Source organism: Streptomyces sp. NPDC003247, from assembly GCF_042888135.1.
Taxonomy (GTDB): Bacteria; Actinomycetota; Actinomycetes; order Streptomycetales; family Streptomycetaceae; genus Streptomyces.
In genome coordinates, this window is sequence record NZ_JBIAPF010000001.1 from 907,859 (window position 1) to 919,378 (window position 11,520).

The window sequence follows — 11,520 nt, forward strand, 5'->3', positions numbered from 1 at the left end:
CCCGGCGGCGCTCAGCGGACGCTGAGGTCCAGCCCGCCGAGGCCCGACCGCCGTACGGCGACCGAACCGTACGGTGTCCGCAGCCGCAGCCACGCCCCGGAGGAGAACAGTCCGGCGGGCTGAGCGGCCTGCGGGTCGGTCTGCCGGGGAGCGGTGCCGGCGGCCGGGCGCAGGAAGCCCAGGGACTGGGCGGCGTGGACGGCCCGCACGGGCAGGCCGGTGCCGCCGACCGTCCGGGACCAGATTTCCCGCCCGATGCGGTCGAGTTCGGCGCGGTTGCGCCGCTCGGGCGCCAGCTCCTCGGTCCGGCGCCGGAACTCGGCGACCGCGGCGCCGACCAGCGTGCGCAGCGCGTCCGGTGCGGGCAGCCCCGGCTCCGGCCGCCAGCCGCCGCGCGGCGGCAGCACTCCGGCCCAGGGCGGCCCGGTGACCGCGGCGGGCACGACGGCCGTCACCGCCGTCTCGTCCACGCCCTCCAGCAGCTCACCGGCGGACACGGTCACGTCCAGCGAGACGTCCAGGCCGTTCTCGTACGGCTTGGCCAGCCGCACCGCCCGGATCGCCAGGACCTCGAAGGACGGCGGCCGTCCGAAGACGGCCAGCGCGGTGCCGGCCGCCTGGAGCCGGACCGCCGCTCCACGGTCGTAGCGGAGCAGCCGGGAGAGGAAGGCCGCGAGATCCGCCGCCTCCCCCTCGTCGGCCAGGTGGAGCACCGTCATGCGGCGACGGCCTCCTTGTCGTCCCGGTACTCCTCGAGGAACGCGCGCTCCTCGCCGGTGATCCGGCGGGGCCGCTGCGCCTCGAAGTCGAACGGCACGATCACCGTCGACGCGCGGACGTAGACCTGGTCGCCGTCCTTCACCTCGTAGGCGATGGTGAAGGACGCGGCCCGTATCTCCGTGACCCACAGCTCGATGTCCACGGGCGAGTGCCGGTGGACGAGCTGCCGCTTGTAGTCGATCTCGTGGCGCGCCACCACGGACCCCTGCTGGAAGTCCTTCTCCGGGCGGAACAGGAAGTCGATGCGCGCCTCCTCCAGGTAGCGGAGGAAGACCACGTTGTTGACGTGGCCGTACGCGTCCATGTCCGCCCAGCGCAGCGGGCAGCGGTAGATGTGCCGCAAGCTCGATCAGCCCCGGGTGAGCTTCTTGTAGGTGGCGCGGTGCGGACGCGCCGCGTCCGGCCCGAGCCGCTCGATCTTGTTCTTCTCGTACGACTCGAAGTTGCCCTCGAACCAGAACCACTTGGAGTCGCCCTCGTAGGCGAGGATGTGGGTCGCGACCCGGTCGAGGAACCACCGGTCGTGGGAGACGACCACGGCGCAGCCCGGGAACTCCAGCAGCGCGTTCTCCAGGCTGCTGAGGGTCTCGACGTCCAGGTCGTTGGTCGGCTCGTCGAGGAGCAGCAGGTTGCCGCCCTGCTTGAGGGTGAGCGCGAGGTTCAGGCGGTTGCGCTCACCGCCGGAGAGGATGCCGGCCGGCTTCTGCTGGTCGGGGCCCTTGAACCCGAAGGCGGAGACGTACGCCCGGGACGGCATCTCGACCTGGCCCACGTTGATGTAGTCCAGCTCGTCGCTGACGACGGCCCACAGGGTCTTCTTCGGGTCGATGTTCTCGCGGCTCTGGTCGACGTACGAGATCTTGACGGTCTCGCCGACCTTGATGTCGCCGGAGTCGGGCGTCTCCAGCCCCTGGATCATCTTGAAGAGGGTGGTCTTGCCGGCGCCGTTCGGGCCGATGACGCCGACGATGCCGTTGCGCGGCAGCGTGAAGCTGAGGTCGTCGATCAGGACCTTCTCGCCGAAGGCCTTGTTCAGTTCGCTGACCTCGACGACGACGCTGCCCAGACGCGGGCCCGGCGGGATCTGGATCTCCTCGAAGTCCAGCTTCCGCATCTTCTCCGCCTCGGCGGCCATCTCCTCGTACCGAGCCAGACGCGCCTTGGACTTGGCCTGGCGCCCCTTGGCGTTCGACCGCACCCACTCGAGCTCTTCCTTGAGCCGCTTCTGGCGCTTGGCGTCCTTCTGGCCCTCGACCTTGAGACGGGAAGCCTTGCTCTCCAGGTAGGTGGAGTAGTTGCCCTCGTACGGGTACGCGCGGCCGCGGTCGAGCTCCAGGATCCACTCGGCGACGTTGTCCAGGAAGTACCGGTCGTGGGTGATCGCCACGACGGTGCCCGGGTACTTGGCGAGGTGCTGCTCCAGCCAGTTCACCGACTCGGCGTCGAGGTGGTTGGTGGGCTCGTCGAGGAGCAGCAGGTCGGGCTGCTCCAGCAGCAGCTTGCAGAGCGCGACGCGGCGCTTCTCACCACCGGAGAGGTTGGTGACGGGCCAGTCGCCGGGCGGGCAGCCCAGGGCGTCCATGGCCTGCTCCAGCTGCGCGTCGAGGTCCCACGCGTTGGCGTGGTCGAGGTCCTCCTGGAGCTTGCCCATCTCGTCGAGCAGGGCGTCGGAGTAGTCGGTGGCCATCAGCTCGGCGATCTCGTTGAACCGGTCGAGCTTGCCCTTGATCTCGGCGACACCCTCCTGGACGTTCTCCAGGACGGTCTTCTCCTCGTTGAGCGGAGGCTCCTGGAGCAGGATCCCCACGCTGTAACCGGGCGAGAGGAACGCGTCGCCGTTCGACGGCTGCTCGATACCCGCCATGATCTTCAGAACGGTCGACTTACCGGCACCGTTCGGGCCGACCACACCGATCTTCGCGCCGGGCAGGAAGTTCAGCGAGACGTCGTCAAGGATCACCTTGTCGCCGTGTGCCTTGCGCGTCTTGCGCATGGTGTAGATGTACTCAGCCAAGAGAAACCGTCCGGCAGCTTGAAATACGGCAGTGGGCAGATACACCCCATCTTGCCGGACGGCTACCCCTGGGGGGAAACCCATCCGACCGGACCCCTGTGACCTGGGCTTTCTCCACTGACGACCGTGGCCGGCCTGTCACTGCCGGCCGGCGTCGAGCGGCTTCGGGGACCTCGCACGGCCCGGGGACGGCCCGGGGACGGCCCGGGGACGGCCCGGGGACGGCCCGGGGACGGCCCGGAGACAGCCCGGAGACGGCCCGGAGACGGCCCGGAGCCGATCGCCCGGGGTGCCGGGCGTCGTCACTCGCGTACCGGGGTGTCCTTGCGGCCCAGCAGCAGGAGGACCGCTCCGCCGACGACCACCAGGCCGATCGCCGTGCCGGCGATGAGGGGGGTGGCGTCGGAGCTGCCGGTCTCGGCGAGGTTGGTGTCCGTGGGGGTGGTGCCGCCGACCGTGGCGGGGCTGGGTTCGGCGACGGTCTGGGTGGTGAGGGCGGTCTCCTCGGCCTGGGTCTTGCAGTCGAGGACGCCGGCGAAGCGGGTGGCGATGCCCTGGGGGCCGTCGATCGTGAAGTCGTAGGCCTGGTCCTCCTGGAGGGGGATCGTCACCGTCTGGGACGTACCGGCCGGAATGCTGTGCTGGGTGCCCATGAGGTCGAAGGTGAACGCCTCGTCGCCCTGGTTGGCGGCGGTGATGTCCACGCCGTTCCGGGTGCAGTTCTCCTCCGCCGACAGGGCCGGTACGGCACCCTTCGCCGCCCAGGTCGCGGTCGCGGTGGCCGAGACGGTGGACTCGCTGGACCCGGCGAGGATCTGGGTCTGGCTGCGGCTGTCGGAGGTGAAGGCCCGGCCGACGGGGACGGTGGTCGAGGCCTGGACGGTCAGTTCGGCCGATCCGGCGGCGGCGTCGGCGGGCACGTCGAAGAACAGCTGGGTGCCGTCCGCGGCGGACGTGACGTCCTTGCCGTCCCGGCCGACGATCCGCACCCCGCTGGTGGCGGCGTCCAGCGGCGGCGTGACGGTGACCGTGTTCGCGTCGGTGCGGACCGTCACGGGGCCGAGCGGTCCGCCCGGGCGTCCGGAGACCGCCGCCCCGTCGAGGGTGAGCGAGGCCTCGGGCTCCGCCACGTTCCGGGCGGCCTTCTGGAGGTAGTCCGCGAGCCGCTCGGCCTGCGGGTCGACGGCGTCGACGTCGGCGCCGTCGGAGTAGCGCCAGATGGCCACCTGGGTGCCGGCCGCCGCGTCCTGCTCGGTGAGGCCGCCGTCGATGCCGGCCTTCTCGGCGAGCGTGGCGAGGTCGTTGACCTGCGGGTAGGAGTTCTGGAGGATCCAGCGGATCCGGCCCGCGTCCTCGTTGACGCCGAGCGAGGTGCCGCTCCAGGGCGTCTCGTGGTACTGGGCGTCCTTCTGTGTGGGGTTGTAGAGGTCCACGCAGTAGGTCTGGAGGGTGCCGCCGCCGTCGACGGACATCTCGAACAGGCCCGCGGAGACCTCCTGGTCCCCGCCGTCGTCGTGGATCACGGCGGCACCGTACGTCTTGAGGCCGCCTATGGTCGCCGTCGCTCCGCTTCGGCTCGGCGTCGTCCCCTCGGCGGCGGCCGTGCCCGCGGAGGCGACGACAGCGGCGGCGACGAGTCCGGACACCAGCGTCCCGGCGGCGAGGCGGACCGCGCCCCGCCCGCGCGTGAACGGCGCGGAGAACGAAGAAATCACGTAATTCCCCTTCGAGCGGGACCCATTGACGTGGGGGGTACGGTCCCACCTGCAGAATCAGAAGCCCCGAGAGCCACGTGCGGCATCCTAGAGACGCGACGCACCACCCTTCCCGGTGAGGTCGGCGGAGGGGCGATCCGAATCGGAATCGTTATCCCCAAGATCGTTCGCAGGCCGGGCTTATCGACAAATCCACTGGATCTTTCCGGGTGGATCCGCCGATAAGCCGCCATCACCTCACAAGGGGAACTCGCCTGACATCGCGTCATCAGTGCTCAGGTCGTCGGTCCTCAGGCTGCCGGTCGTCGGGCCGTCGGTCCTCAGGCTGTCGGGTCGTCGGGTCATCGGTCGTCGGGCCCGGTCGTCGGGCCCGGTCGTCCCGCCTCGTCGTCATGACTGGTCGTCAGGCCCGGTCGTCGCGCCCGGTCGTCAGGCCACCGCCACCGGTTCCCGTCGCTGCCGGTTCTCCCGCTCCGGGCTGTCGTCGGCCGGTGTCTCCCAGGCGGGTTCGGGTTGCGGAGGCGAGCCGGCCGCCGCCGGCTCCGCGCGGCCCGTGCGGCGGAAGGCCGAGGTGCCCCGCGCGAGATCGTGGCCGATCGCCACGGCGTCGATGTCGGCCGAGGTCCAGCTCTGCCCCTCGCGCGTCTCGGTGCGCACCTTCAGCCGGCCCTGCACCATCACCGGGTCGCCCACGTTCAGGGACGCCATCGCGTTCGTGGCGAGCTGGCGGTTGGCCCACACCGTGAAGAAGTTGGTGTGTCCGTCGGTCCAGGTGCTCTTCTCGCGGTCCCAGTAGCGCGCGGTCACCGCCAGCCGGAACCTCGCCGACCCGCCCGCCGACAGCTCCCGGTAGACCGGCTGCGTCGCCACGTTCCCCACCGCGCACACCATCGTCTCGTTCATCGTCGCGAACCCCTCCCTCGCCCGGACGCTCACGCCGGGCGGATACGCGTACGGGCCCGTCCCGTACGGCTGCGTCTGGCACGGCGGCCGCCGCGTCCGCCGCGATCGCCGTGCCCTCAGACTGCCGCCGCCGGGCGGGGCCCGCCGAGCGCTGTGGACCAGCCCGGGTCTGTGGAGAACCTCATCACCCGGACGGGGGATGAACCGTCCGGGCGCCGCCTCATCTCGCCACGGCCTCCACCCCCGTGACCCGCCCGTACTGCTCCCGCACCTCCCGGTACCGCAGCAGCTCCGCGGCCACGGGATCCAGGACCCGTGCCCGGCCGCACCCGGCGGCCGTCTCCCTCAGGCGCCGTTCCGCGTCCTGGCCGTATCTGCGGGCCGGGCCGCGGGCCGCCATCCGGCAGCCCCACTCGACGAGCGGGCCGCCGACGATGCCGGCCACCATCAGCAGCACCGGCACGCCCAGGTTCGGTGACACGAGGCCGGCGATCTGGCAGACCAGCCACAGACCGCCGACCACCTGGAGGATCGTCATCGCGGCCTGCGTCAGGACGGCCATCGGCCACCAGCCCGGGCGCGGCGGCCGTCCCGGGGGCAGCCCGGCCCGCAGGGCCAGTTCGTCCAGTGCCTCGGGCAGCCCCTGGGCCCCCCGTACGGCCGCCTCCTTCACGGCCTGGGCCCAGGGCGCGGGCAGCCCCACCGAGGCCCGCTCGGACACCGTGCGCACCGCCTGCTCGACGCGCTGGCGGGCCGTGGCCTCCTCGTCGGCCTGCGCACGGGCCGGAAGCGGGCCGGTGGCAGGGTCGCTCCGCCCTTGGCACCACCGCCACAGCCGCAGCCACGGCGTCCCGCACGCGCGGTTGGCGTTGCGCAGCCAGGCGCGTTCGGCGGCCTCGCCCGCGGCGGTGGCGCCCACGGCGTCCGCGAGCCGGGCGGCGAACTCCTCGCGCGCCTCCTCGCTCAGCCCCGTGCGCCGTCCCGTGGCGTAGACGGGCCGCAGCCGCCACGCGGCGGCGTCCACGTCGGCCGAGATGCGCCGCGCCGGAGCACCGCGTTCCGCGACGAACTGTCCGAGGAGCTCCCTGAGTTCGCCGACGCCGTCCCCGGTGAGCGCGGACAGCGCGAGCACGGTCGCGCCCGGTTCGCCGTACTCGCCGAGGGCGATGCCGTCCTCGTCGAGCAGCCGCCGCAGGTCGTCGAGGACCATCTCGGCGGCCTCACCGGGCAGCCGGTCGACCTGGTTGAGGACGACGAACATGATCTCGGCGTGGCCCGCCAGGGGACGCAGGTACCGCTCGTGCAGGACGGCGTCGGCGTACTTCTCCGGGTCGACGACCCAGATGACGGCGTCGACGAGGGCCAGGACGCGGTCGACCTGCTCGCGGTGCTGCACGGCCGCCGAGTCGTGGTCGGGCAGGTCGATCAGGACGAGCCCGCGCAGCTGGGCCTCCGCGTCCGCGCTCTGCACCGGGCGCCGGCGCAGCCGGCCGGGGATGCCCAGCCGGTCGATGAGACTCGCCGCGCCGTCGCTCCAGCTGCACGCGATCGGCGCGGCCGTCGTCGGCCGGCGTACGCCGGTCTCCGAGATGGTCACCCCGGCGAGGGCGTTGAACAGCAGGGACTTGCCGCTGCCGGTGGCGCCCGCGATGGCGACGACGGTGTGCTGGCCGGAGAGCCTGCGCCGCGCCTGCGCCTCGTCCAGGACGCGGCCGGCCTCGGCGAGCGTGCGGTTGTCGAGCCGGGCCCGGGAGAGTCCCACGAGTTCGCGCAGTGCGTCGAGGCGGGAGCGCAGGGGGCCGTCGTAGGCGAGCGGGGGGACGGCCTGGGAGCCGCCGGCGCGGATCTCCACGGCGGGGGGCTGTTCGGTGGTCTCGTTCACGCGGCGGGCGATGAGACCGTCGTCCCAGGGGCCGGTGTCGGCGGGGTCCGGGGCCGCGGCGGGAGCGTGGCCGTCGTCGTCCCGTCCGCGCGGGCGGCGGTCGTCCTCACGCACGCGCGCGTGACCGTCCTTCGGCCCCCCTCGCACACGCCGCTCGCCCTCACGGACGCGCACGGGGCCTTCGTCCGGCCGGGTACGGACGGGGCCGTCGCCCGGCCGGGTACGGACGGGGGGCCGGTCTGTGGCGCGGACGGGGGCTCGGTCGGGGGCGCGGGTACCGGCTCGGTCGGGGGCTCGATCGCCGGAACGGTCGGGCGCTCGGTCAAGGTCGCGGGTACCGGCTCGGTCGGGGCCTCGGTCGCCGGAACGGTCGGGGGCTCGGTCGGGGGCGCGGTCGGGGGCGCGGGTACCGGCTTGATCGCTGGCGCGGTCGCCGGAACGGTCGGGGGCGCAGTCCGGGGAAGAGCCGTCGCCGTCGTGGCGTCGGCCGCGTGCCCGGTCTTCGCCCCTTCGTCCGCGTGTCCGGTGCTCGTCCCGCTGTCCGCGGGTCCGGTCGCCGCCGAACAGTCCGCGCACACGGTTGCCGCCGAGCGGTCCCCGTGCACGGTCGCCACCGAGCGATCCGCGTGCGCGGTCGTCGCCGAGCGATCCGCGCGCAGGGTCCTCGTCCTTCCGCGCGTCCGCGTGCCCCTTCTCGCCCTGTGGCACGCGCGCGTGCGGCGCTTCCCCGCGTTCGGGGGCGCGCTCGGGCTCCGTGTGCACGGGCGGACGCTCGGCCTCCGTGCGTCCTGGCGCCCGATCAGCCTCCCCGCGCACGGAAGCAGGCTCGGCCTCCACTCGCCCGACGGCGCGTTCGGCATCCCCGGCGGTCTTTGCATCCCCGGCGGCCCCGGCCTCGCCGGTGTCCCCGCCGTTCCCGCCCGCCTCGGCTCGCTCGCCGCGCGGCGTCTCCCGGGCTCCCTCTCCGTCCGCTTCGCCCGCGTCCGGCTTGGCGACGTCCGCCCTGGCCACATCCGCCCTGGCCGCATTCGCCGTGGTCACGTCCGCTTCGCCGGCATCCGTCACGTCCACGTCCGTCTTGTCCATGTCCGTCATGGCCCCGTCCGTCATGGCCCTGCCCACCCCGTCCGTGTCCGCCGCCTTCTCCGCGCCCGCGCCCGCGCCCGCGCCCGCGCCCGCGCCCGGGCCCGCGGTCGCGGTCGCGGTCGCAGTCGCGCGGTGCGCTTCACCGGTGTCCGGCCCGGTTTCGGTGTCCGCCGCGGGGCGTCTGTCCGCGGCGTGCCCGCCGGCGTTGCCGTCCGGCTCGTCTCCGGCGCCGTCCTCGGACGGTGCCGCGTCGGCGTCGGTCGGCCCACCGGTGTGGCTGGAGGGAAGGGAGGGGCCACAGAGGTGGCCCGGGAGACCGGTACGGACGACGTGCCCCAGGGGATGCGGACGCGGACCGGGGTGGTCGGAGCGGTCCGAGTGATGGGGATGTCCAGGGTGATCGGGGTGATCAGGGTGATCGGGGTGATCGGGGTGATCCGTGTGGTCGTGATCCGTGACGGCCGTCACCGGTCACCTCTCCTTCTGCAGTACGGACAGCGCGGCGATGAGCTCGGCCTGGGGTTCGGCATGGACGTCGAGCCCGTCGAGCGGGGCGAGCCGGCGCTCGCGTTCGGTGTGCACCACCCGGTCCAGGTGCTCGGCGAGCAGCCGTCCGCCCCGGTCGCGCAGCCGCAGCGCGCCGTGGGCTCCGAGACGGTCGGCGAGTTGCTCGCCCGCCGAACGCGCCCTGCGGCCGCCCAGCAGGGCGGTGGCGACGAGGGCGGCGACCAGTTCGGGGTCGGGCGCGCTCCCGCGTTCCAGCTCGCGCACCTCGTCCTCGGCGCACTCCTCCAACTCCCGCCGCCACCGCCGTACGGCCAGGCCGATGCGGTGTTCGGCGGTGTCCGGGGAGGGATCGCGGTCCAGGAGGTCGGGTGCGTCCGCGGCGGGTTCGAGGCGCCAGGCCCCGTCGATGCGCTCGTCGGCCGCGGTCACCGCGCACAGCAGGAGCGCGGCCAGGCTCTCCACCAGGGCGTCGAGGAGTTCCCGCGCGGTGCAGTCCAGCGGGAAGGCCCGCCAGCGCTTCAGGGCGTCCCCGGCGAGCACGGCGCCGCTCTGCAACCGTCCGCGCACGCGCGCGTACTCGCTGTCGTACGCCGCGTCGACGGCGGAGGTGAGCCGCAACGCGGCCGCGTACTGCGCGGCGGCGGCGCCGGCCAGTTCGGGCATGCGGGACTTCAGTGAGTCCAGGACGCCGTCGACCGTGCGGGCCATCGCCTGCCGACGGGCGGCGGGGTCCTCCGCGTGCTGGACCAGCCAGGCCCGCAGGGGGGCCACGGCGGTCGCCGGGAGCAGCCCGCCGCCCCAGGCGGACTCGGGCAGTTCGGGCACGGTGAAGCGCGGTACGTCGCCCAGTCCCGCCTTGGTGAGCAGGGCGCCGTACTGGCGGGACACCTCGGAGACGACCTGGTGGGGCACGCGGTCCAGGACGGTGACCAGGGTCGCCCGGTACTCCTTGGCGGTGCGCAGGAGGTGCCAGGGGACGGCGTCGGCGTACCGCGCGGCCGTGGTGACCATCACCCAGATGTCGGCGGCGCAGATCAGTTCGGCGGCGAGGAAGCGGTTGTCGGCGACGAGGGAGTCGACGTCGGGGGCGTCGAGGAGGGCGAGGCCGGGCGGGAGGCTCTCGGCGGTCTCGATGCGCAGCACGCGCCTGCCGTCCCCGCCGGGCAGCAGCAGATCGTCCGCCGCCTCCCGGTGGGGAACCCACACCCGCGCGAGGTCGGGCAGCACCCGCATGCCGCTGAACCAGTGATGGTCCTCCGGGTGGCACACCAGCACCGGGGTCCGTGTCGTCGGCCGCAGCACGCCCGCCTCGCTGACGCGCCGCCCCACGAGGGAGTTGACGAGTGTCGACTTCCCGGCGCCGGTGGAACCGCCCACGACGGCCAGCAGGGGCGCTTCGGGCTGCCTGAGCCGGGGCACCAGATAGTCGTCGAGCTGGGCGAGCAGTTCGTCGCGGTTGGCACGCGCGCGTGGAGCCCCCGCCAGGGGCAGCGGGAAGCGTGCGGCGGCGACACGGTCGCGCAGGGCGGAGAGTGCGTCGAGCAGCTGAGGCCGTACGTCCAAGGTCACCACATGCGAAGAATGCCCAATTTCGGGGGATTTATGAAGCATATGAGCATGCCTGCGCGCCGATAGGACACAAGGGACGGAAGGGGCGACCGGGACACAGGCACAGCCCAGGCATAACGAGTGCACAACACCCGGGGCTCGAGACGCCAAAAGCGGTGCACGATTCGTACCTGCCTGCGATTATCAGGACCGCTTCACTGAACCTCCACATCGAGCCACGGAGGCGAAGCGCTCAGGACAAGGAACCGGGAGCCCTATCCTTGTCCCCGGCAACGTCGAGGGTCCGCCCGCACCCCGGGCACCAGGTACGAGGCCACCACACCGGCCCCCGTAGCTCAGTGGATAGAGCAGGCGCCTTCTAAGCGCTTGGCCGCAGGTTCGAGTCCTGCCGGGGGCGCACATCGCGCACCACTTTGAGGCCCTCACACCCCGGAGGGCCTTTTCGCTGGTCAGACGCACACTAGAGGGTGGCTCGTGCAGCGTGCGTAAGCGCCGGACCGACCTCGGGCGGCGGTGAGGGCGGTCCGGCGCTGTCCGGCTGTCACCGGGTTTCCACGGGTGGCCACGGAGAATGCGCGGAGGAGTTCTCCGCACCTCCATCAGCCCTCGTCAGTCAGCTCGGGGGAGGTCCTCCCCGGCTTCCCCCCGCTTCATGGGTTCGGAGAGCTGACCGGATACGCAGCGGGCAGCGGTTCACTTCTGCTGCACCGGCGGGCAGGTGCCCGTGTCCTCGCCGATGGAATTGATCTCGGCGTTCGAACGGGAGTCACCCGCGTAGTCGATCTGGTCCGTGCACTTCGTGTCGGAGTCCTTCGGCGTACCCGACGCCTCGTCGGACTTCTGCACCGGCGGGCACGTACCCGTGTCCTCGCCGATGGAATTGATCTCGGCGTTCGAACGGGAGTCACCCGCGTAGTCGATCTGATCCGTGCACTTCGTGTCGGAGTCCTTCGGCGTACCCGACGCCCCGTCGGACTTCTGCACCGGCGGGCACGTACCCGTGTCCTCGCCGATGGAATTGATCTCGGCGTTCGAACGGGAGTCACCCGCGTAGTCGATCTGAT

General features: G+C 72.8%; 7 protein-coding genes, 1 tRNA gene and 1 pseudogene. 1 reads left to right on the forward strand and 8 read right to left on the reverse strand.

Translation table 11 applies throughout. The features are described from left to right. Positions 1 to 11 precede the first annotated feature (11 nt). The 7 genes from ACFYWQ_RS03795 to ACFYWQ_RS03825 form a co-directional block, all read right to left on the reverse strand. Positions 12 to 719 carry a hypothetical protein gene (locus ACFYWQ_RS03795; RefSeq protein ID WP_389512459.1) on the reverse strand — a complete coding sequence of 236 codons (708 nt, stop codon included), beginning with the start codon at positions 717 to 719 and terminating at the stop codon, positions 12 to 14. Next, positions 716 to 1,123, reverse strand: coding sequence for an acyl-CoA thioesterase (locus tag ACFYWQ_RS03800; protein ID WP_389512460.1), 408 nt, complete (start codon positions 1,121 to 1,123; stop codon positions 716 to 718). The genes ACFYWQ_RS03795 and ACFYWQ_RS03800 overlap by 4 nt, the downstream gene beginning before the upstream one ends. A gap of 6 nt (positions 1,124 to 1,129) precedes the next feature. Continuing rightward, the gene (gene ettA / locus ACFYWQ_RS03805; RefSeq protein WP_389512462.1) at positions 1,130 to 2,794 is read right to left on the reverse strand and encodes an energy-dependent translational throttle protein EttA; all 1,665 of its coding nucleotides are present in this window, start codon (positions 2,792 to 2,794) and stop codon (positions 1,130 to 1,132) included. Between the two features lie 302 nt (positions 2,795 to 3,096). Next, entirely contained in the window at positions 3,097 to 4,509 is a 1,413-nt protein-coding gene (locus ACFYWQ_RS03810) for a TQXA domain-containing protein (RefSeq protein ID WP_389512464.1), read from the reverse strand. Between the two features lie 429 nt (positions 4,510 to 4,938). Next, entirely contained in the window at positions 4,939 to 5,412 is a 474-nt protein-coding gene (locus ACFYWQ_RS03815) for a single-stranded DNA-binding protein (RefSeq protein ID WP_389512466.1), read from the reverse strand. A gap of 220 nt (positions 5,413 to 5,632) precedes the next feature. Further along, the gene (locus tag ACFYWQ_RS03820; protein WP_389512467.1) at positions 5,633 to 7,468 is read right to left on the reverse strand and encodes a GTPase; all 1,836 of its coding nucleotides are present in this window, start codon (positions 7,466 to 7,468) and stop codon (positions 5,633 to 5,635) included. Positions 7,469 to 8,851: 1,383 nt separating this feature from the next. Then, positions 8,852 to 10,459, reverse strand: a complete 1,608-nt coding sequence (locus ACFYWQ_RS03825) for a dynamin family protein (protein WP_389512470.1) — start codon at positions 10,457 to 10,459, stop codon at positions 8,852 to 8,854. 321 nt (positions 10,460 to 10,780) lie between these two features. Here ACFYWQ_RS03825 and ACFYWQ_RS03830 point away from each other — a divergent pair. Further along, positions 10,781 to 10,853, forward strand: a tRNA-Arg gene (locus ACFYWQ_RS03830). Between the two features lie 296 nt (positions 10,854 to 11,149). Here ACFYWQ_RS03830 and ACFYWQ_RS03835 read toward each other — a convergent pair. Beyond that, a pseudogene (locus ACFYWQ_RS03835) lies at positions 11,150 to 11,520 on the reverse strand (hypothetical protein); the annotation flags it as partial.